Genomic DNA, 20,413 nt, shown 5'->3' with positions numbered 1-20,413 from the left:
TCGCCTCTGGTCATCTGCCGGTCACGCGCTGTACGTTTGACGGCCTTTGCGGGCGGCTAGCTCAGCGCGGGGATGACCTTCTGCTCGAACAGCTCGATACCGGACCGGTCATAGGCGGCTTCTGGGAAGTACAGGATCGCGTACTCACACCCGAGGTCGCGCATCCGTTGCAGCTTCTCGATGACCTGCTCGGGGGTTCCACTTGCCGATTCGGGCGCGGTGGCGTTGGCGAGCATGGCATCGACGGCGGCCTCGCCGGCCACCGGCGCCTGCCGGGCCCGCAACCGCGCGACGCGGTCGGCGACGTCGGCTTCGGAGTCGCCGATGACGGCGTTGAAGTTGGCCGACCGCACGATCGCGTCGTAGTCGGTTCCGACCTCCCGGCAATGCCCGGCCAGCACCTCGGACTTGTGCGCGAATCCGTCGGGCTCGGAGGTGAAGTTGGTGTACTGCGCGTACTTGGCCGCGATCCGCAGCGTCACCTTCTCCCCACCGCCGGCGATCCACATCGGGATACCGCTGTCCTGCAACGGCTTCGGCGCGACGATCGCACCGTCGACCTGGTAGTGCTTACCGTCGAAGCTGACCCGCCCGTCACGCCAGGCGTCCCGCATGATCTGGACGCCCTCGTCGAGCCGGCCCAACCGCACCCCGGCCGACGGGAAACCGTAGCCGTAGGCCCGCCATTCGTGCTCGTACCAGCCGCCGCCGATGCCCATCTGCACCCGGCCACCCGAGATGATGTCCGTGGTGGCGGCGATCTTGGCCAGATAGACCGGGTTGCGGTAGCTCATGGCGGTGCACATCTGGCCGAGCTTGATCCGTGATGTCGTCGCGGCGTACGCCGACATCAGCGACCAGGCCTCGTGGGTGGCCTCGTCGGTCGGCACCGGAACGGTGTGGAAGTGGTCATAGACCCACAGCGAGTCCCAGGCGCCTGCGTCGGCATAGGCGGCCAGGTCACGCATCACCGGCCAGTGGTTTTCGGTGGGAATGTCGACGAGGTCAAGGCGCCAGCCCTGCGGGATGAAGAGTCCGAAGCGCATGGACCCCGACTCTACGACGCCGACGCGTGCCGTGGGACGAGGCTAGCCTGAGTTTTATGGCCCTTTCCAAGGAAGAACGCGAACAGTTTCTGGCCGAACCGCACATCGCCGCCCTCTCTGTGTACGCCGGCGACAAGCGCGGTCCGCTGACCGTCCCCATCTGGTACCAGTACACCCCCGGCGGGGAACCGTGGGTGCAAACCGGCCTGGGTTCCCGCAAGCACCGGCTCATCGAGGCCGCCGGGCATTTCTCGTTGATGGCCGAGCGGCTCGAGCCATCGGTGCGGTACGTCGCCGTCGACGGTGCGGTGAGCCGCATCGAACCGTCCACCGACGAGCAGCTCGTCGAGATGACCAAGCGCTACCTGCCGCCGGAGAAGGTGGAGCCGTATCTGGAGTTCGCCCGCCGTGAGCACGGTGAGGGCGTCACCATCTACCTCAAGCCCGAGCACTGGCTGTCGTCTGACCTGGGGTCGCTGTGACGCCATGAGCTCGCGCCAACGGCTGTTCCGGTGGCTCTACCGGCTCGGGTTCACGCCCTGGGACGGCCACCCGTTGGCGCACAGCCTGACCAAGCTCGTCGAAGGCACCACCCACCCGATGTCTCCCGGGACCGCGCTCGATCTGGGCTGCGGCACCGGGGACAACGCGGTCTACCTGGCCCGTCACGGTTGGCAGGTCACCGGCGTGGACTTTGTGGCCAAACCGTTGAAGAAGGCCCGCCGCAAGGCCGCCGGACTGCCCGTGAACTTCGTCAAAGCCGATGTGACACAACTGAGTTCATCGGGTATCGGGGGCGGCTACCAACTGGTCATCGACAGTGGCTGCCTGCACGGCATGAGCTCGGAAGACCGCGACGCCTACGTGCGGGAGGTCGGTGCGGTCGCCGCCCCCGGTGCGCAACTGTTGATCATCGCTTTCATCCCGGGCTCGTCGATGGGTGTGCCCGGCATCGGATTCGACGAAGTGCAACGCCGCTTCAAGGACGGCTGGACGCTGCTCTCCAGCGGGGATGAGCCGGCACTGGACCAGAACGGCAACAGCCGGGCGCGGCATTATCTGTTCGCTCATTCGGTTTGACTCACGCCAACGCGGGCAGCACCTTGTCGGTGAGCAGCTCGACCGATTTCCAGGCCGCCTCGACGGGCATGCCGCCGACCAGTGGATGCATGACGAGCGGCCCGTACTGATCGGCTTCGCGGATCTCGGCGATCAACTGCTCCGGGGTGAGAAAGCGGTACCGTCCAGACGCTTTCACCTCATCCAGCGTGCTGACGCCAGGCAGGTGCATCAACGAGCGTTGGGCGGTGGACCAGCCGCCGTAGGTGACCGCTTCCCAGAGAATGTGCTCGCCGAGTTCGGCCCAGGCCCGGTCAGGATCTTCGTGCAGGTAGATCATGCCGCGGTTGACGGGGCCGGGCATCAGGACCACAGGCGTGACACCCTGCTGTTCACACAGCTCGCGGTAATACGCCGCGAGCTCCGGCAGGTGGTCGACCAGGCTGAGCGGCAGCCCGAACCGAGCCGCGCGACGCGCCGTGGCGCGTACCCCGCCCCCGACGAACAGGGTCGGATGCGGCTGGTCCGGCTTCCGGTGTCGGCCCAGGTGGACAGCATCTTGGTCAGCAGCTCGTCCATCAGCCGGCCGCGTTCGTTGAAATCCACTCCCAGCGAGTGGTATTCGATCTCGCGGTAGCCAAGACCGACGGTGGTGAACAACCGGCCGCGGCTCATGTTGTCCACCAGCGCGATGTCCTCGGCCAGCCGGACCGGATTCCACAGCGGCCCGAGCGCGCAGTCCACACTGGCGATCAGCGTCGAGGTGCGGGCCAGGAACATCCCCGCGGCCAGTATCGGATTGGAGCTCCAGCCGTGCCCGGTGGCGTGGTGTTCGTCGACACTCACCGATGTGATGCCTCGGGACTCACCCCACTGCGCGAGTTCCAGAGCAGCCGACAGCAGCCGACCCTGGGTGCGTGGATCTCCTTGTGGAGAAGCGAAATTGAATCGCAGTACGGTCAGTGTCATGACTTACACGCAGTCCGAGGCACCGTCGACGACGAGGACAGTGCCGGACGTATAGGCACTCTGCTCGGTACACAGGAAGGCGATCGCGGGCGCGATCTCACCGACTGACCCGAAACGGCGCAGCGGGATATGGGCCAGTTCGGCATCCACCAGTTCGGGTGCGAACTGCATGGGTGCGGTCATCGGCGTGTCGATCGCACCGGGCGCCACCGCGTTCACCCGGATGCCCTTGTCGGCCCATTTCACCGCGAGATTGCGCGTGACGCAGATGATCCCGGCCTTGGCAGCGCCATAGCCGGGCACCAGTGGCACCGCACGCAGGGCCGACATGGATGCCAGGTTGACGACGCTGGCGCCGCCCTGCGCAGCGGAGGCCTTGAGCGCCCGGTACAAACCCATCATCAAGCGGTACGGCCCGGTGAGATTCACCGCCACCGATGCGTCGAACCCGTCCGGCTTCGACTCGTCAAGGCCCCCGGGGAAATTCGCACCCGCGTTGTTGACCAACACGTCGAGCCGGTCCAAGCCCTCCGTCAGGGCGTACACCGAATCGGTGTCGGTGATCATCAACTGCCGGTAGGTCATGCCGGACAGGTCGGTGTCGTAATCGGCTGCGGCCGGCTTGGTGCCGGTGACGGTCACCTCCGCCCCGGCGTCGCGGAACAACGTCGCGGTGGCATGCCCGATCCCGCTGGTGCCGCCGGTGATCAGTGCGGTGGTCCCGGTGAAATCGAAACTGACTCGTGCGGTCATGAGTTCCTCGCTGCCAGTTGGCTCAGAGTGTTTCTGAGCCATGCGGATTCCCAGAAGTTGGTGCTCTCACCGAGCAGGTGTTCGTGAGCCTGCCGGAGTACGTCGCGGGCGCCCGGACCGTCCGGCCCGACCAGCTCGGCCAGGTGGATGGCGTGCAGCGGGCGGCCGGCCTCGAGGTGCGCACGGGCCCGCCCGACAACCGCCTCGGCCCCGGCCAGCTCGACCAGGTCGGCGGCGACGGCATCGGACCCGACGGGATACAGCTCGGTGGTGGACCGGTGGTGGAACCACCCCGAGTAGTTCTCCCAGATGGCCCGCACATCCCAGGCCACCTTGCCGTAACCCTGGCCGACCTCGTACTCCGCGGGCAGGGTGATCTCCCGCATCAGCGTGCCGACATCCTTGCCGGCGTTCATCCCGGCGACGGTCTCGTCGTGGATGTACTGGATCGCGTTGCGTAGCCGGGCAAGTTCGGCGTCGATGCGTTGCCGCCCGGCGATGGGCTCGAAGTGCCCGGTCACCAGCAGCTCGGGCCGAAGCGCGCGGACCCGCTCGACCGACGCGACGGCGGTCAGCGCGTCGCGGTACCGGTCACCGCGCATCGTCACCAGGTTGGGGATGTGCCCGAAGATCGGCCCGAACGTGTTTCCGCACAGGCAGATCCCCTCGTCGGGCAACCAGACCACCAGGGAATCGGTGGTCTCGCCGCCGGGTACCGAGATCAGCTCCATGCGCCGCCCGCCGACTTCGAGGGTCAGCGTGTCCTCGAAGTCGAGATCGACCGTCGGCACGCTCTGACCCGCAAGGTGCCGGGTGCCGAGCCGTCGTTGGATGGCTTGGATACCGGTGGCCAGCTTGTCGCTGAAGGCGAAGGCGCTGCGGCTCGCGCGGTACGGGATGAGGCGGTCGTTGTCGTCGCGCCAGGTGGTCCAGTTCGCCTGGGCGACAACTTGCGTGTCAGGATCACGCACACTGTCCAGTCCCCCGACATGATCCACGTGGCCTTGGGTGAAGATGATGTAGCGCACCGGCGACAGGTCGACGGCGTCGAAGTTGGCGCGGTGCACCGGCCCCTCGAAACCCATTCCGGTGTTGACGATCACCCGGCCGTCGTCGGTGGTCAGCAGGTAGGAGTTCGACAGACCGGGCGAGCACCACACCCCTGGCGCGATCTGCTCGGCCTGCTCGGCTGCCGCGGGTGCGAGGGCGTCGGCGCCGGGTCTGGTGCGGTAGACGGGTTCCGGAGTGTCAGTGGCCATCGGGGATCCTCCTCAGCTCTCGGGCCGCACGTCGAACCGGTTGAAGTAGAAGTCGAACCGGCCGCGCAGCTCGTCGGCGGACACCCCGAAATGTCGCTGCAGGTCATAGCGGATACGGCCGTGCTTGCCACGCGGGTTACCGTTCAGGTACTGCTGGAAACGTTTGCGCGCCTTCACCGTCAGGTCGACCCCACCACGGGCGTAAAGCTGTTCCAGCAACGGCATCTCGTTGCCGTTGAGGTGGTGGAACGCGACGTCGATGCTGCGGTCGGCCGGCACCAGCTCGCGGTCCCGCACGCACGCGCTGAGCAGCCGATGCACGCGGTCGCTCCAATAGTCGACCAACCAGGCGGGGTCGATGCTCGTCCGGCGCATCCGGTCGCCGTAGGCCATCATCGTGATGGCCGACTGAATCACCGCCACGGGGTCGCGGTGAGTGAACGCCACCGTCGCATCCGGGAAGGTCGCCATCAGCGGACCCAGCTGCTCACAATGCTGCGGGCTCTTGAGCACCCAGGTCCGCGGGCCCCGCAGGAACGTCAGCGCCTGCAGCACCTTCTTCAGGTAGGCGTAGTGCCCGACCTGGTCCAGCCCGAGGTAGTAGTCGCGCCAATCCGGCACGCGAGCATGCCATTCCAGCACATATGACGCCAGGTCGAGGTCGAGCAGTTCAACCTCCTCCTCGATCGCCTCCGGGAACCTGTCGTGCATGGCGGCCACCAGTGGGGTGCTGGCCATCAACGCGTCGTGTTCGGCTTTCACCCGCGCGTAGCGTGGGTCGACCCCGTAGACGTCCGCACCGTGCCCGCGCGCAGGTATCGGCTCCTGGCTCTCCCAGTACGGCAACGCGCGGCGGCCCGGATCGGCGGCGATGAGGTTCACCAGATGCGTGGTGCCCGAGCGCGGCATCCCGACGACGATGAACGGCCGCTCGATCGGGATCGCTTCGATCTCGGGATAGCGCTTGATCAGATCGTTGAGCGACAGCCGGTTGCGCAGCAGGCGAACCACCCTGCTGCGCAAGGTCATCCGGGCCAGCTGAGTCAGGCCGGTGTCGGCTTCGATCGCGGCGACGTGCGCGGACAAACGGTCACCGAAGCCGGCGGTGTCGGCGAGGTCGGCCACCCCGGCCTGGGTCACCGCCTCGGCCAGCATCGCCTCGATATCGAATTCGACCCGCCTGGCCTCGGTGTACTCCAGGATCTGTCGCTGCGCCTCGCTGAGCCGAGGCGCGGCGAGGTCGTCGAACTCGATGACGTCGGTGACGCTGCCCATCCATCACTCCCGGTTTGCGACTTGTGCGTGTCGAATATTCGACGTACCGTTCGAAAATATGACGCTGAAGGTAGACCGGCAGACCACCGCCAGTCAAGTGCCGTCGCCGCCGACCGAGCGGGTGATCGCGGTGATGCAATTGCTGGGAGCCGAGCCCGATCGGGCGTTCCCGCTCGCCGAGATCTCCCGGCGCCTCGACATCAGCCGCGCCACCGGACATGCCATCCTGACCACGCTCGCCGCACATCAGTGGGCGGTGCGCGACGACACCGGCGGCGGCTACTCCTGCGGGCCGGCGGTGGCAGCACTCGGGCGCCCCTCGAACAACCGCGCCTTCCGCCCTGTCCTACAGGCCCTTTCCGAATCCACTGGTGCACAGGCATTCCTCGCCCGCCGCGAGGCCGCGAGCCTGCACATCATCGACGCGGTCGGCGAGACCCTGACCGCACCGCACATCAGGACCGGGTTCCGCATCCCGCTGGTGGCCCCTTTCGGTCGTGACTATGTGGCATGGGCCGCCCAGTCGGCGCAGGAGTCCTGGCTGGGTGCCGTGGGAGAGCCGGCACCCAAGCTCCGCAAGCGCCTGGCGGCGGTCCTGGCCGAGGTGCGCCGGCGCGGATACGTCATCGAGCGGCTCAGCCCGGAGTACGTCCGGGTCTACTCCGCTCTGCGCGCCCTGGCCGACGAGGGCGAGCCCGACGCCATCACCCGGCGCCTGGCCTGGTCCTTCGCCGACCTCACCCTGGTCGACTACCTCCCCGGCGAGCTCGACGATGCGGGCCCTCACCGGATCGCCACCATCTCCGCCCCGGTCCGGGATGCCGACGGCCTCGTGACGATGTCGGTGACGGCCGCGCCGTTCGGCGCGCTCACCGCCGCCACCGTGGCAGAACTGGGCGCACAGGTCTGTGATGCCGCACAGCGAATCGAAGATCGTCTGCAAGGAGTAAGCGCATGAAGGTGACGATGGTGACCGGTCCCGGCGCGACGGACGTCGTCGACGTGGCTCAACCTGAGATCGGGCCGCGCGACGTGCTGGTGAAGATCCGCGCCTGCGGCATCTGCGGCAGCGACGCGCTCTACATCGCGCTCGGCGGGCTGCCCCCGCACCAGGGTCGCATGCCCCTGGGCCACGAGCCTGCCGGCGAGATCGTCGCCGCGGGAGACGAAGTCACCGGACTCAAGGTCGGCGACCACGTCGTCGTCGACCCCATGGCTTCGCCCGGCGACATCATCGGCAACGGCGGTGGCCGCGGCGCCCTGGCCGAGTTCCTGCTCATCACCGACGCGGTGCGCGGGACACACCTCGAGGTCATTCCCGACCACATTCCCTTCGAGGTGGCCGCACTCAACGAGCCCATGGCCGTCGCGCGCCATGCCGTCAACCGCTGCCGGCCCCGCACCACCGACAAGGTGCTCGTCTTCGGCGCGGGCCCGATCGGCCTCGGCGCCATCCTGGCACTCAAATCCCTTGGTGTACAACATGTCGTGGTGGCCGACCTCATCGCCTCCCGGCTGGAAACGGCACTGGAGATCGGTGCGGACGCCGTCATCAACTCCGCCGAGGAGAACCTCGCGCAGCGCCTCGTCGAGCTCCACGGCCCCGGCGAAGCGATGTTCCCCGGGAAGGCCGGCACCGACATCTACCTCGACGCCGCAGGCGTGCCCGCCGTCGTCCAGAGCGCGGTGACGATGGCCAAGAAGGGCGCGACGATCGGCGTGGTGGCCGTCCACAAGGAACCGGTATCGGTGGACTTCCTGTCGCTCATGAGCAACGAGATCACCATCCTCGGATCGATGGGCTACCCGGACGAGATCTTCGACGTGACCGAGGATCTCGTCGCCAACTGGCAGAAGTACGCCCGCATCGTCAGCCACACCATCCCGTTCGACCGCGTCGACGAAGCGCTGGCCACCGCGTCCACACCGGGCGCCGCCGACAAGATCGTCGTCACGTTCGACTGACGCTCACTCGGCACGACCGCCGAGATGTTTGGCGAGAAACCGGTCTGCCCGGTGGTAGAAATCAAGGCGGTTCTCGGGTTTGACGAATCCGTGGCCCTCGTTCTCATACATCGCATACTCGTAGTCGAGGCCGCGTTCTTCCATGGCCGCCACGATCTGCTCGGACTCCGCCCGCTTCACCCTCGGATCGTTCTCCCCCTGGCCGATCAGGATCGGAATCCGGATGGCGTCCACCCGGGACAGCGGCGAGCGGGACCACAGGAAGTCGGGGTCCTCACCAACGCGCTTGTGCCACAGCATGATCATCGGCCTCCAATACTCGGGGAACGACTCGATGAGGGTGTTCAGGTTGGACGGCCCGACCATCGAGATCGCGCACCGGAACACATCGGGGGTGAAGGTCGCGCCGACCAGCGCCGCATACCCGCCGTAGGAGCCGCCGTAGATGGCGACCCGGTCCCGGTCGACGATCCCCTGGCCGACGAGGTGGTCGATGGCGTCCAGCAGGTCGTCGTGCATCTTGGCGGCCCACTCCCGGTTGCCGGCGTTGAGGAAATCCTTGCCGTAGCCGCTGGAGCCGCGAAAGTTCACCTGCACACACAGGTACCCGCGGTTGGCGAGCCATTGCGCCTCGGGGTCGAGGCCCCAGCCGACCCGGCCCCACGGCCCACCGTGCACGTCGAGGACGGTGGGGAGATTCTTGCGGTCCGCGCCCGGCGGAAAGGACAGGTAGCCATGGATCGTCAACCCGTCCCGGGCGGTGTAGCTGAACGGTTCCATCGGCACCAGCGGGTAGTCGTTGAGCTCTGGACGGTGATCGAAAAGGAATGTCGCCGTTTGCGAACCACGATCCCAACGGTAGAACTTCACCGGTCCCGAGTCCTGGTCGAATGCGACGAGCCACGTGGCATCGGCGTCGTCGCGGTCCCGGATCATCAGCTCACCGGGGTGCAGCCGCTCGAGTGCCTCGATGTCGCCGCGTATCGAGTCGTCGAAGATCCGGTACTCCTGGCGCTCGGCGTACACCGTCACGCCCTGAATTTCTCGGGTGTCGGGATGGATGATCACGCTGTTGATGTCGTAGGTAGGGTCCTCGGCGATCACCTCGGTCGTGCCGGTTGCGATGTCCATCCTGACCAGCCTGCTGGTATTCGAACCAACCGAGGACTGCAGGTACATCGCCGTGCCGTCCTTCGTAAATCCCACCGGCCCGGTCGATTCCGCGTCCTCCGGCCCGACCTCCAGCAGCGTCCGCCACGGAGACGTCTCATCGTCACGCACCACGATGATCAAGCCGCCTTCGGCCGTCGGCGCGGCCGCGCCCCGTACCAACAGGTCATCGTCGACCACCCAGCCCAGATAGCCGGGATTCTCGACAACCTTGCGCAACTCCCCGGTACTCAAGTCGAGGTGATACACATCGTGCAGCTGCGGATTGTCCTTGTTGATCGCGACCAGCACGTCGTTGGGAAACCGCTTGCGATGCGCGATGACTCGACACTGCACACCGTCCATCGGTGTCAGGTCCCGCTCGGCCCCGGTCTGCAGGTCGACGTCATACAGCCGGAAATTCTCACTGCCGTCCTTGTCCCGGATGTACATGAGGTGACGGTTGTCATGCGCCCAGAAGTAGGCCTGTATCCCGCGATCGGTGTCGTGAGTAACCGGCCGCTCGGCGCCCGACGCGACATCACCGACGAACACGTTCAACACGCCCTCGAGTGGGGCGAGATAGGAGAGCCGGGTGCCGTCCGGTGATATCAGGGCACCAGCCCGTTCCGGCTGGCCCAGCAGGACTTCGAGAGGGATGAGTTTCACGTCTCCCATGTCACCGGACATCTGGCCCCCCGTCATCGGCAGTGCCATCCATCATGCCCACTCGACAGTGCAGCGGCTAGAGACCCAATGCGGCCATCGCCCCGTCCACGGTGGCGGCACGCAGCTGTTCATAGGGAGTGTCGGGGAACTGTAGGCAGCAGTCCTGCAGACCGCCGAACGCGATGACCGCGCGGGCGGACTGCTGCAGGGTCGGCTTGCGGCCGAAAACCAGCACGCCGAGCCGGGCCCGCCAGGCCAGCAGTTGGTCGATCAACCCCAGATCGACCAGCGTGGTCAGCTCGGAGACGATCAGGATGAGATCGGCGCGATGCCGGAAATGGAAGTCGAAGTAGCCCTCCAGAAGTTCCCGCGCCGAGGCCCGGGCCGCTCCGCGTTTGCGTTCCTGCTCGGCGATGAAGGCCTCGCCCTCGTCGATCAGCGGTTGCAGAATGCTGCGGACCAGGTCTTCGCGTGACCGGAAGTGGTAGTACAGCGCGGGCTTGGTGATGCCGAGACGGTCGGCGATGTCCTGCAGGCTGGTACGCACCACCCCCTTCTCGGCGAACAGCTCGCGCGCCGCATCGAGGATGCGTTGCCGGGTATCCAAAGCGGGCTTGGCCACGTAGCCACCCTAACTTACTTAACGATAGGTAAGCTCTCGACAAGAGCACTTACCGACCGTTAAGTAAGGGGGAAATCGTGAAGGTACTCATCTCCGGTGCCAGCATCGCCGGGCCCGTACTCGCCTACTGGCTGTCGCGACACGGAGTCGACGTCACCGTGGTCGAACGCTCACCCGCACTGCGCAAGACGGGCGGCCACGCCGTCGACCTGTTCCGGCCCGCCATGGAGATCTCCGAACGCATGGGCGTGCTGCCCGACATCGAGGCGCACGCCACCGGCACCACCGAGATGATCATCCACCGGCCCGGCGCGGCGCGCCCCGCCCGCCTGGACTACCTCAAGATCATCGGGGTGATGTCCGACCGGCACGTCGAGATCATGCGAGATGACCTGAGCGAGATCTATTTCCAGGCCGGCCGTGACGATGTCGAGTATCTCTTCGGGGACACCATCACCGCGATCTCACCGGACGGTGACGTGACCTTCGAGCACAACGCACCCCGGCGCTTCGACGTCGTGGTCGGGGCCGATGGTCTGCACTCCGGCGTGCGGCGGCTGACGTTCGGCGACAACGTTTCCGAGAGCTTCCTCGGCGGATACCTCTCGGTGGTATCGGTGCCGAAAGAGCTGGCCCGTGACGGCGAGATGACCGGCTACTTCAAACCCGGGCACATGGCCGGGATCTACACCGCCGACCATCTGGACGACGCACGCGCGGTGTTCATCTTCCGGCCGAGCCGCCCGCTGGAGTACGACTACCGCGATGCGGACCGCCAAAAAGCGCAACTGCGTGCCGCATTCGAGCACATGAGTGGCGAGGTGGACCGCTGGCTCGACGAAGTACCGCGAACGCCGACGTTCTACTTCGACGCCATCACCCAGCTGGAGATGACGACCTGGTCGCGCGGCCGGGTGACCCTCGTCGGGGATGCCGGCTACTGCCCCGGGCCTGCCGTCGGCGGCAGCACCAGCCTCGCGGTGTACGGCGCCTATGTGCTGGCCGCCGAGATGGTGCGGGCCGGCAACGACTACCCGGCGGCGTTCGCGGCCTACGAACGCACGATGCTGGAGCCGGTGGTCAACAGCCGAAAGCTGGCTCGCGTGAACGCGAAAACCGTGGTGCCCACCAGCAATTGGGGCATCCGCGCATTGGTCGGTGCCGGCCGGCTGATCTCGCTGCTGCCATCAGTCGTCTCCCAGAGGCTCGCCCGGCTCAACGACAAGGGTGTGCGACTCTACGACACCATGCCACTACCGAGCTGGCCGGTCCGATTGAACTGAACCGACTAGTCGTCGATGAACGTGACGGTCTCGTCCAACGGGGCCCGGCCGGTGCGGATGTAGTTGACCGCTGGATCCTCGTACCCGATCGACATGCCGCAGAAAAGCATGAGCTCGTCCGGCGGCGAGACGAACTGCGCGACGGTCTTGCGAACCTTCGCCCACGACATCTGCGGGCAACTGTGCAACCCCTCGGCCCGCAACAGCAGCATGACCGTCTGGAGAAACATCCCCAGGTCCGACCACTGGGGGCGGCCGAGGTCACGATCGATGTAGCAGAACAGGGCAGCGGGCGCGCCGAAGGCATCCCAGTTCGCGATGGCGGCCCGCTGACGTGCCTCCCAGTCCTCGCGCGCGATACCGAGCGCGCTGTACCGCTCCTTGCCGAACTGGGATCGCCGGTCGGCATACGGTGATTTCAACTCAGGCGGGTACATCACGTACTCGGCCTCGTCCCACTCATCGCCGGCAGCCACCCGCTCGACGGCGAGCTTCTTGAGCCGTGCGAGAGGTTCGCCGGTGACCACGAAGATGTGCCAGGGTTGCAGATTCGATCCGGACGGCGCCCAGGCAGCGGCCGACAGGACGCGCTGCAGCACCTCTTTGGGGACCGGCTGATCGGTGAAGCCCCGCACTGCGCGCCGGGTGCTTACCGCCTCGTAGACATCCACGATCGTCCACCTTTCTCGGCAACCGGTTTCGGTCGTTGAACTCAGCCTGCCGGTCACCGACGGCGGGCGCACCCTTGTAAGTCCGTAGTCTGCGTGGCTCAACGTGGCCGTTCAGACGTCTCGCCGACCATCACTCCCGGCGTAGCGTGGCCACATGGGCGAACTTTCCGAGGACGTCATCGCATTCCTGTCCGAAGGCACCCGCACTGCCGTGCTGAGCTGGGTGGCCGCCGACGGGCGGCCGTTGTCGGCGCCGGTGTGGTTCGTCGTCGACGACGGCGAACTGGTCTTCAACACCGGTAAAGACACCGCCAAGGGCCGAGCCCTGGCCCGGGATTCGCGGGTGGTGCTGTGCATCCACGACGACACCCCGCCGTTTTCGTTCGTCCAGGTTCAGGGCGTCGCGTCGACCGGCGAGGACCCCGACGAGTTGCTCGGCACCGCCACCCGGATCGGCGGCCGCTACATGGGCGCCGACCGCGCCGAGGAATTCGGCCGGCGCAACGGGGTACCGGGCGAACTCGTGGTGCGGGTCAGACCGACGAAAGTCCATGCCGCCTTCGACGTGGCGGAATAGGAGGCGGCCGTGACCGACGTTTCCGCATTCGCCGACATGCTGTCCCGCGATCACGGGCTCTGTGCGCTGAGCACCTTGCGCGGTGACGGCAGCATCCAGTCCTCTGTCGTCAACGCCGGTGTGATGGCCCATCCGCGCACCGGTGAACCCGTCGTCACCCTCGTGGCGATCGGCGGGTCGCTCAAACTTCAGCACCTGCGCGCAGACCCCCGCGCCACCGTCGTCGCCCGGGCCGGCTGGCAGTGGGTGACGGTCGAGGGCACCGTCGAGATCATCGGGCCCGATGATCCGAGCCCCGACACCGACGCCGAGGCGTTGCGGCTGCTGTTGCGCGCCGTCTTCGAGGCGGCCGGCGGCACCCACGACGACTGGGACACCTACGACCGCGTCATGCGCGAAGAGCGTCGCGCCGCCGTCCTGATCACGCCGACGCGGGTGTACTCGAACCCCGGCTGACATCTCTGCCGAAAAGACGCGAAAACCCCCGAAACCCAAGAGTTTCGGGGGTTTAAGCTGGGGCCCCTCCCGCTTGCGGGGGACTGGTCGCGGTGAGAGTTAGCTCTCCAACGAGGCCGGCGGCAGGAAGCGGTCGCCATACTTGGCGGCCAGCTCCTTGGCACGGGCGACGAACGCCGCCTTGCCGACCCCGAGCTCACCCTGGTAACCGACGATGAACTGCGCCGAACCACCGGTGTACGGCGGGAAGCCGATACCCATGATCGAGCCGATGTTCGCGTCAGCGGTCGAGGTGAGCACACCCTCGTCGATGCACTTCTGGGTCTCCAGCGCCTCGGCGAACAGCATGCGGTCGATCATGTCCTGCAGCGGGATCTGCGAAGAGCCGGACTTGAACGTCTCCCGCAGGCCGGGCCACAGCTGGGTCCGCTTGCCGTCGACGTACTCGTAGAAACCGGCACCCTTCAGGCGCGACGGGCGACCGAGCTCGATCATCTTCTCCACGACGGCCTCGGCCGGATGCGGCACGTGGGTGCCACCGGCGGCCTCGACACCTTCCTTGGTGGCGACGGCGATCTTGTGCATGAGCTCCAGGTTGAGCTCATCGCTCAGCTGCAGCGGCGCCGCCGGGTAACCGGCCTGCGAACCCGCCTGCTCGATCGACGCGGGCTCGACGCCCTCGCCCAGCATGGCCAGCGCCTCGTTGACGAAGGTGCCGATCACACGGCTGGTGAAGAAGCCGCGGCTGTCGTTGACCACGATCGGGGTCTTGCGGATCGCGAGGGTGTAGTCGAACACCCGGGCCAGCGCCTCGTCAGAGGTCTTCTCGCCCTTGATGATCTCCACCAGCGGCATCTTGTCGACGGGTGAGAAGAAGTGGATGCCGATGAAGTCCTCCTGGCGCTTCACGCCGGTCGCCAGACCGGTGATCGGCAGCGTGGAGGTGTTCGAGCCGAGCAGCGCGTTGGGCTCGACGATGTCCTCGATCTCCTGGAACACCTTGTGCTTGAGTTCCTGGTTCTCGAACACGGCCTCGATCACGAAATCGACGCCCTTGAGATCCTGCGGATCGGCGGTCGGGGTGATCTTCGCGAGCAGCGCCGCCGACTTCTCTTCGGTGGTCTTGCCACGCTTGAGCGCCTTGGCCTCGATGCCCTCCGAGTACGCCTTGCCCTTCTGGGCCGCCTCGATGGTGACGTCCTTGAGCACGACGTCGTAGCCGGCCTTGGCCGACACGTAGGCGATACCGGCGCCCATCATGCCCGCGCCCAGCACACCGATCTTCTTGATCTCCTGCTTGGCGATGCCCTCGGGGCGCGAGGCGCCGCCGTTGATGGCCTGCAGGTCCAGGAAGAACGCCTGAATCATGTTCTTGGCGGTCTGGCCGGTGACCAGCGAGACGAAGTAACGGCTCTCGATGCGGCTGGCGGTGTCGAAGTCGACCTGTGCACCCTCGACAGCGGCGTCCAGGATGGCCCGCGGTGCCGGCATCGGGGCGCCCTTGAGCTGCTTTTTGAGCAGGGCCGGGAAGGACGGCAGGATCGCGGCGAGCGCCGGGGTGGACGGGGTGCCACCGGGGATCTTGTAGCCCTTGACGTCCCACGGCTGGGTGTGGGCCTCGGGGTTGGCCTTGATCCATGCCTTGGCGGCCGGGACCAGCTCGTCGACGCTGGAAACCAGCTCGTCGACCAGGCCGGTCTCCTTGGCCTTGGTCGGGTTGAAGCGGGTGCCCTGGCTCAGGACCTCCATGAAGGCCTTCTGGATGCCGAACATGCGCACGGTGCGGGCCACGCCGCCACCGCCGGGCAGCAGGCCCAGGGTGACCTCGGGCAGGCCGATCTGGCTGCCCTTGACGTCGGCGGCGATGCGGTGGTTGGTGGCCAGCGCGATCTCCAGGCCGCCGCCGAGCGCGGCGCCGTTGATGGCGGCCACGACGGGCTTGGGCAGGGTCTCCAGCTTGCGCAGGTCGGCCTTGATGGTCTCGACCATCTCGAACGCCTCAGCGGCGTCGTCCGGGCCGATGTTCATCATGCCCTTGAGGTCGCCACCGGCGAAGAAGGTCTTCTTCGCGCTGGTGATGACCACACCGGTGATCGAATCCTGCTCGGCTACAAGGCGTTCCACGGCATTGTGCATGGATTCCTTGTAGTGCTCGTTCATCACGTTGGCCGAACCGGTCGGGTCGTCCAGCGTCAGGGTGACGATGCCGTCGGCATCCTTGTCCCACTGAATGGTGTTCTCAGCCATTGTTTTTCAGACCTCTCAGACGCGCTCGATGATGGTGGCCACGCCCATGCCGCCGCCGATACACAGCGTGATCAGGGCACGTCGAGCGCCACGACGCTCGAGCTCGTCGACCATGGTTCCGGTGATCATGGCGCCGGTGGCGCCCAGCGGGTGGCCCATCGCGATGGCGCCACCGTTGACGTTGAGCTTCTCGTCCGGGATGTTGAGGTCCTTCTGGAACTTCAGGACGACGGAGGCGAAGGCCTCGTTGAGCTCGAACAGGTCGATGTCATCGACGGTCAGGCCGGCACGGTCCAGCACCTTCTGGGTGGCCGGGGTGGGGCCGGTGAGCATGATGACCGGGTCGGCGCCGCTGGTGGCGGTGGCCACGACGCGGGCCCGCGGGGTCAGGCCCTGGCTCTGGCCGGCCTTCTCGCTACCGATCAGCACCAGGCCGGCACCGTCGACGATGCCCGAGCTGTTGCCGCCGGTGTGGACGTGGTTGATCTTCTCGACGTAGTGGTACTTCTGCAGCGCCACGTCGTCGAAGCCGCCCATCGCGCCAAGGCCCTCGAACGCGGACTTCAGCTTGCCCAGGTCGGCCGCGGTGGTGCCGGGACGCATGTGCTCGTCGTGGTCCAGGACGACGAGGCCGTTCTGGTCCTTGACCGGGACGACCGACTTGGCGAAGTAGCCGCCGGACCAGGCCGCCGCCGCGCGCTCCTGCGACCGTGCCGCGTAAGCGTCGACGTCGTCACGGGAGAAGCCCTCGATGGTGGCGATCAGGTCGGCGCCGATGCCCTGCGGGACGAAGCCGATGCGGTAGTTGGTCTCCGGGTCAGACGCCCAGGCGCCGCCGTCGGAGCCCATCGGCACGCGGCTCATCGACTCGACACCGCCGGCCAGCACCAGGTCGTCCCAGCCGGAACGGACCTTCTGGGCGGCCAGGTTGACGGCCTCGAGGCCCGACGCGCAGAAGCGGTTGAGCTGGAAACCACCGGTGGTCTCGGGCAGCTTGGCCACCAGACCGGCAGTGCGGGCGATGTCGCCACCCTGGTCGCCGACCGGGGAAACCACGCCCAGGATGACGTCGCTGATCAGCGTCTCGTCCAGGTCGGGGTACCGGCTGCGGATCTCCTCGATCAGGCCGACAACCAGGTTGACCGGCTTGATCTCGTTGAGTGCGCCGCCGCGCTGCTTGCCACGGGGCGTACGGATCGCCTCGTAGATGAAGGCTTCTTCGGACATGTCTGCTCCCCTGCCGTATCGGCGTCCAGGTTCAGGTTGGGTTGTGGAACCGCCCAGCGAATGTGGGCGGTCCTCTGAACGGCAGAGTATCAGCCTCGCCCAACCCGTTGGTTGGGCCTGTGCTCAGCATCATCTTTTGCGGGAGCGATCGCCGCTTTCGACACCAGGGCTGCTCCACGCGCGGCACAGCGACCCCCACGTAGGAAACGACGCCACAGCAGGTATGCGCCACACGTTTACTCGCCACCGTTTTCCACACCAGGGCTGCCCACGCGCGGCGCAGCGACCCCCACGTGGAAAACGACGCGACAGCGGTGGCCACTGGACGGCGTCAGGCCGAGCGAGGCTCCTCGACAGCGAGCAGCGTCGGGTAGTCGGTGTAGCCCGCCGGCCCTGGCGCATAGAACGTCGCCACATCGGGCTCGTTGAGTTCGGCGCCCAACAGCAGCCGGTCGATCAGGTCGGGGTTGGCCAGGAACGCCCGCCCCGCCGCGTACGCGCTGATGGCGCCCCACTGCGCGTAACCCTCCAGCAGGGAGAAGTCGGTGTCGGTGCCCCGGCCCGTGTTGAGCACGAACGTCCCCGACCACAGGGCGCGGATGACACCGAAAGCCCGCGTGGCCGGGTCGATGAGCACGTGCAGGTAGGCCAGGCCGAGCGGTGCGATGCGCTCCAGCAGGGCCTCATAAGTACTGATCGCGTCGTTCTCATGCATACCGCCGGCGGGGTTCCCGGGCGAGATGCGCAGCCCGACCCGGCCCGCACCGATTTCGTCGACGACGGCCTCGACGACCTCAGCGGTGAGCCTGGCCCGGTTTTCGGGCGAACCGCCGTAGGCATCGGTGCGCTGGTTGACCACGTCGGAGGCGAACTGGTGCAGCAGGTAGCCGTTGGCGCCGTGGATCTCCACGCCGTCCATGCCCGCGTCGATCGCGCGGCGCGCGGCGGCCCGGAACTGCGCGACGATCGCGGGGATCTCATCGATGTCGAGCGCACGCGGCACCTCGAGCGGCTTCTTGCCTGCGGGGGTGTGGGTGACCATGTCGGCCGCGATCGCCGAGGGCGCGACGGGCTCGAACCCGCTGATGTCGGAGTGCGCCATCCGGCCGACGTGCCAGAGCTGGACGAACATCTTGCCGCCCTCGGCGTGCACCGATTCGGCGATCTCGGCCCAACCGTCCTGATGGCGGTCGGTGTAGATGCCGGGAGTATTCATGTAGGCGCCGTTGGCGGTCTCGGCCACGGCGGTCGCCTCGCTGATGATCAGGCCCGCACCGGCGCGCTGCGAGTAGTACTGCGCCGCCAGCGGCGAGGGGGTGCCATCGGCATCGGCGCGCGAACGCGTCAGCGGCGCCATGAACAGACGGTTGGTGGCGACGGTGTCGCCGACCTGGATCGGCTGCAACAGTGCGGCGTCGGCGTTCAGTTTGTAGGTCACGCAGCCTTAAAGCGTCGGAGGCGTGGCAATCATTCCCGCACTAGCCTCATGCAACATGACTGTCACACGGCTGCAGCCCTTCGCCGTCACCATCTTCGCGGAGATGTCTGCCCTGGCCAGCCGTCTGGGCGCGGTCAACCTCGGACAGGGCTTTCCCGACGAGGACGGCCCGGCCGAGATGCTCAAGGTGGCGCAGAACGCGATCGCCGAAGGCCACAACCAGTACCCGCCCGGCCTCGGCATCCCCGAGCTGCGCCACGCGATCGCCGCTCAGCGCAAACGCCACTACGGCGTCGAGTACGACCCCGACACCGAGGTGCTGGTGACCGTCGGCGCCACCGAGGCCATCGCCGCGTCGGTAATCGGCCTGGTCGAGCCGGGCTCGGAAGTGCTGGTGATCGAGCCGTTCTACGACTCGTACTCCCCGGTGATCGCCATGGCCGGGTGTGCGCGCGTCGCTGTGCCGTTGGTCGCCGACGGGGCCGGGTTCGGGATCGACATCGAGGCTTTGCGCCGCGCTGTCACCCCGAAAACCAAAGCGCTGATCCTGAACTCCCCGCACAACCCGACGGGCGCCGTGGCCTCCGATGCCGAGTTGCGCGCCATCGCGGCGCTGGCCATCGAGCACGACCTGCTGGTGATCACCGACGAGGTGTACGAGCAGCTGGTATTCGGGGTCGAGCACCTCCCCCTGGCCCGCTACCCCGGCATGGCCGGGCGGACCGTGACCATCTCCAGTGCGGCCAAGATGTTCAACGTCACCGGCTGGAAGATCGGCTGGGCCTGCGGGCCTGCCGATCTGATCGCCGGGGTGCGCGCCGCCAAGCAGTACCTCACCTACGTGGGCGGCAGCCCGTTCCAGCCGGCGGTGGCCCACGCACTCAATCACGAGGACGGCTGGGTGTCAGACCTGCGCCAGTCATTCGAGACCAAGCGGGACCGGCTGGGTAGCGCGCTGGCCGATATCGGGTTCGAGGTGCACGACAGCCGCGGGACGTACTTTCTGTGCGCCGACCCACGACCGCTGGGCTATTCGGACAGCACGCAGTTCTGCGCCGAGCTGCCGCACAAGGCGGGGGTGGCCGCGATCCCGATGTCGGCGTTCTGCGACCCCGAGGCACCGCACGCCGATCTGTGGAATCACTTGGTGCGCTTCGCTTTCTGCAAGCGCGACGACACCATGGAAGAGGCCATCCGCCGGCTCCAGACGCTGCGCGCCTAGCGCTCGTCGCTCAGCGTGATGGCGCGCTCTCGTGCCGTCATCGCCCCCCAGATGCCGTAGGGCTCGGGAGCGGACAGGGCATGCGCCCGGCACCGGGCCAGCACCGGGCAAGTCAGGCAGATCGCCTTGGCCGCGTCCTCCCGACGGCGCAGCGGGCGCCCCCGGGCCTCCTCCGGGAAGAACACCTCGGCCGGATGGTCCCGGCAGAGGCCGTGCTGCTGCCAACTCCACTCATCGAGCGCCGGTGGTGGCAGATTCCGCGGGGAGCGGTAGACCGGGAGTGCCGGGCGAGTGGGGGCGCGATCGCTTACTGCTTGTCTCACAACGAATTCCGGCGCTGGATGTGGATCGAAAAGCGTGCGGGACAAGGCGTTCACCCCTTTGAAGAAAGTCGGGTTGGGCCTGCCATGCTGCCAGCCCAGCCAGAGGCGTCAGGTTGTCATGTTGTAAGGAATTGACCGCAGATCGCGACACTTTGCTGCTCCATTCCGACGCGCGGCCAGCGCTCAGATGGTATGGACCGCTC

19 protein-coding genes and 1 pseudogene are annotated in these 20,413 nt (G+C 67.0%); 8 read left to right on the top strand and 12 right to left on the bottom strand.

Translation table 11 applies throughout. The features are described from left to right. Positions 1-56: 56 nt before the first annotated feature. Positions 57-1,046, bottom strand: coding sequence for an LLM class F420-dependent oxidoreductase (locus G6N57_RS10995; protein WP_077740433.1), 990 nt, complete (start codon positions 1,044-1,046; stop codon positions 57-59). Positions 1,047-1,102: 56 nt separating this feature from the next. Here G6N57_RS10995 and G6N57_RS10990 point away from each other — a divergent pair, with 56 nt between their 5' ends. Together G6N57_RS10990 and G6N57_RS10985 are read left to right on the top strand one after the other, a co-directional pair. Beyond that, entirely contained in the window at positions 1,103-1,528 is a 426-nt protein-coding gene (locus G6N57_RS10990; RefSeq protein ID WP_077740432.1) for a pyridoxamine 5'-phosphate oxidase family protein, read from the top strand. A gap of 4 nt (positions 1,529-1,532) precedes the next feature. Next, complete coding sequence (locus G6N57_RS10985) at positions 1,533-2,126, top strand: class I SAM-dependent methyltransferase (protein WP_077740431.1); 594 nt, start codon at positions 1,533-1,535, stop codon at positions 2,124-2,126. A gap of 1 nt (position 2,127) precedes the next feature. On the opposite strand, the pseudogene G6N57_RS10980 reads toward G6N57_RS10985, so the two are convergent. The 4 genes and pseudogenes from G6N57_RS10980 to G6N57_RS10965 form a co-directional block, all read right to left on the bottom strand. Next, a pseudogene (locus tag G6N57_RS10980) lies at positions 2,128-3,074 on the bottom strand (LLM class flavin-dependent oxidoreductase). A gap of 3 nt (positions 3,075-3,077) precedes the next feature. Continuing rightward, positions 3,078-3,827 carry an SDR family NAD(P)-dependent oxidoreductase gene (locus G6N57_RS10975; RefSeq protein WP_077740430.1) on the bottom strand — a complete coding sequence of 250 codons (750 nt, stop codon included), beginning with the start codon at positions 3,825-3,827 and terminating at the stop codon, positions 3,078-3,080. Then, the gene (locus G6N57_RS10970; RefSeq protein ID WP_077740429.1) at positions 3,824-5,086 is read right to left on the bottom strand and encodes an MBL fold metallo-hydrolase; all 1,263 of its coding nucleotides are present in this window, start codon (positions 5,084-5,086) and stop codon (positions 3,824-3,826) included. Before G6N57_RS10970 ends, G6N57_RS10975 begins: the two co-directional genes overlap by 4 nt. Before the next feature lie 12 nt (positions 5,087-5,098). After that, positions 5,099-6,361 (bottom strand): sulfotransferase family protein, encoded by a 1,263-nt coding sequence (locus G6N57_RS10965; RefSeq protein WP_077740428.1) that lies wholly within the window; start codon positions 6,359-6,361, stop codon positions 5,099-5,101. Positions 6,362-6,419: 58 nt separating this feature from the next. Here G6N57_RS10965 and G6N57_RS10960 point away from each other — a divergent pair, with 58 nt between their 5' ends. Together G6N57_RS10960 and G6N57_RS10955 are read left to right on the top strand one after the other, a co-directional pair. Continuing rightward, on the top strand, positions 6,420-7,319 hold the full coding sequence (locus tag G6N57_RS10960; protein WP_077740427.1) for an IclR family transcriptional regulator: 900 nt from the start codon (positions 6,420-6,422) through the stop codon (positions 7,317-7,319). Next, positions 7,316-8,326, top strand: a complete 1,011-nt coding sequence (locus tag G6N57_RS10955) for a zinc-dependent alcohol dehydrogenase (RefSeq protein WP_077740426.1) — start codon at positions 7,316-7,318, stop codon at positions 8,324-8,326. The genes G6N57_RS10960 and G6N57_RS10955 overlap by 4 nt, the downstream gene beginning before the upstream one ends. A 3-nt stretch (positions 8,327-8,329) precedes the next feature. On the opposite strand, the gene G6N57_RS10950 is transcribed toward G6N57_RS10955, so the two are convergent. Next, a complete protein-coding gene (locus G6N57_RS10950; RefSeq protein ID WP_077741892.1) occupies positions 8,330-10,153 on the bottom strand; it encodes a S9 family peptidase in 1,824 nt (607 codons plus the stop codon). A gap of 67 nt (positions 10,154-10,220) precedes the next feature. After that, positions 10,221-10,766 (bottom strand): TetR/AcrR family transcriptional regulator, encoded by a 546-nt coding sequence (locus tag G6N57_RS10945; protein WP_077740425.1) that lies wholly within the window; start codon positions 10,764-10,766, stop codon positions 10,221-10,223. Between the two features lie 77 nt (positions 10,767-10,843). On the opposite strand from G6N57_RS10945, the gene G6N57_RS10940 reads away from it, so the two are divergent. Continuing rightward, positions 10,844-12,049, top strand: a complete 1,206-nt coding sequence (locus G6N57_RS10940) for an FAD-dependent monooxygenase (protein WP_077740424.1) — start codon at positions 10,844-10,846, stop codon at positions 12,047-12,049. 5 nt (positions 12,050-12,054) lie between these two features. Here G6N57_RS10940 and G6N57_RS10935 read toward each other — a convergent pair whose 3' ends face one another. After that, entirely contained in the window at positions 12,055-12,720 is a 666-nt protein-coding gene (locus tag G6N57_RS10935) for a nitroreductase (protein WP_077740423.1), read from the bottom strand. 154 nt (positions 12,721-12,874) lie between these two features. On the opposite strand from G6N57_RS10935, the gene G6N57_RS10930 reads away from it, so the two are divergent. Both G6N57_RS10930 and G6N57_RS10925 read left to right on the top strand, forming a co-directional pair. Next, entirely contained in the window at positions 12,875-13,297 is a 423-nt protein-coding gene (locus tag G6N57_RS10930; protein ID WP_077740422.1) for a PPOX class F420-dependent oxidoreductase, read from the top strand. A gap of 9 nt (positions 13,298-13,306) precedes the next feature. Then, entirely contained in the window at positions 13,307-13,753 is a 447-nt protein-coding gene (locus tag G6N57_RS10925) for a TIGR03618 family F420-dependent PPOX class oxidoreductase (protein WP_179968389.1), read from the top strand. A gap of 99 nt (positions 13,754-13,852) precedes the next feature. Here G6N57_RS10925 and G6N57_RS10920 read toward each other — a convergent pair whose 3' ends face one another. From G6N57_RS10920 to G6N57_RS10910, 3 genes are all read right to left on the bottom strand, one after another. After that, entirely contained in the window at positions 13,853-16,000 is a 2,148-nt protein-coding gene (locus G6N57_RS10920) for a 3-hydroxyacyl-CoA dehydrogenase NAD-binding domain-containing protein (protein WP_077740421.1), read from the bottom strand. A gap of 15 nt (positions 16,001-16,015) precedes the next feature. Next, positions 16,016-17,227 carry an acetyl-CoA C-acetyltransferase gene (locus tag G6N57_RS10915; RefSeq protein WP_044520379.1) on the bottom strand — a complete coding sequence of 404 codons (1,212 nt, stop codon included), beginning with the start codon at positions 17,225-17,227 and terminating at the stop codon, positions 16,016-16,018. Between the two features lie 331 nt (positions 17,228-17,558). Continuing rightward, positions 17,559-18,665, bottom strand: coding sequence for an alkene reductase (locus tag G6N57_RS10910; RefSeq protein WP_077740420.1), 1,107 nt, complete (start codon positions 18,663-18,665; stop codon positions 17,559-17,561). Positions 18,666-18,720: 55 nt separating this feature from the next. Between G6N57_RS10910 and G6N57_RS10905 the strand changes: the two genes are divergently transcribed. Continuing rightward, a complete protein-coding gene (locus G6N57_RS10905) occupies positions 18,721-19,887 on the top strand; it encodes a pyridoxal phosphate-dependent aminotransferase (protein ID WP_077740419.1) in 1,167 nt (388 codons plus the stop codon). On the opposite strand, the gene G6N57_RS10900 is transcribed toward G6N57_RS10905, so the two are convergent. Continuing rightward, on the bottom strand, positions 19,884-20,210 hold the full coding sequence (locus G6N57_RS10900; protein ID WP_077740418.1) for a WhiB family transcriptional regulator: 327 nt from the start codon (positions 20,208-20,210) through the stop codon (positions 19,884-19,886). The genes G6N57_RS10905 and G6N57_RS10900 overlap by 4 nt on opposite strands. Positions 20,211-20,413 lie beyond the last annotated feature (203 nt).

Origin of the sequence: Mycolicibacterium boenickei (assembly GCF_010731295.1) — a bacterium.
Taxonomy (GTDB): domain Bacteria; phylum Actinomycetota; class Actinomycetes; order Mycobacteriales; family Mycobacteriaceae; genus Mycobacterium; species Mycobacterium boenickei.
This window is presented reverse-complemented; position numbering and strand designations above follow the sequence as displayed.

Coding starts and splice junctions, on each gene's coding strand:
- G6N57_RS10995 (WP_077740433.1), bottom strand. CDS start 1,046: ATGCGCTTCGGACTCTTCATCCCGCAGGGCTGGCGCCTTGACCTCGTC.
- G6N57_RS10965 (WP_077740428.1), bottom strand. CDS start 6,361: ATGGGCAGCGTCACCGACGTCATCGAGTTCGACGACCTCGCCGCGCCT.
- G6N57_RS10985 (WP_077740431.1), top strand. CDS start 1,533: ATGAGCTCGCGCCAACGGCTGTTCCGGTGGCTCTACCGGCTCGGGTTC.
- G6N57_RS10955 (WP_077740426.1), top strand. CDS start 7,316: ATGAAGGTGACGATGGTGACCGGTCCCGGCGCGACGGACGTCGTCGAC.
- G6N57_RS10930 (WP_077740422.1), top strand. CDS start 12,875: ATGGGCGAACTTTCCGAGGACGTCATCGCATTCCTGTCCGAAGGCACC.
- G6N57_RS10970 (WP_077740429.1), bottom strand. CDS start 5,086: ATGGCCACTGACACTCCGGAACCCGTCTACCGCACCAGACCCGGCGCC.
- G6N57_RS10960 (WP_077740427.1), top strand. CDS start 6,420: ATGACGCTGAAGGTAGACCGGCAGACCACCGCCAGTCAAGTGCCGTCG.
- G6N57_RS10950 (WP_077741892.1), bottom strand. CDS start 10,153: ATGGGAGACGTGAAACTCATCCCTCTCGAAGTCCTGCTGGGCCAGCCG.
- G6N57_RS10905 (WP_077740419.1), top strand. CDS start 18,721: ATGACTGTCACACGGCTGCAGCCCTTCGCCGTCACCATCTTCGCGGAG.
- G6N57_RS10920 (WP_077740421.1), bottom strand. CDS start 16,000: ATGGCTGAGAACACCATTCAGTGGGACAAGGATGCCGACGGCATCGTC.
- G6N57_RS10915 (WP_044520379.1), bottom strand. CDS start 17,227: ATGTCCGAAGAAGCCTTCATCTACGAGGCGATCCGTACGCCCCGTGGC.
- G6N57_RS10990 (WP_077740432.1), top strand. CDS start 1,103: ATGGCCCTTTCCAAGGAAGAACGCGAACAGTTTCTGGCCGAACCGCAC.
- G6N57_RS10975 (WP_077740430.1), bottom strand. CDS start 3,827: ATGACCGCACGAGTCAGTTTCGATTTCACCGGGACCACCGCACTGATC.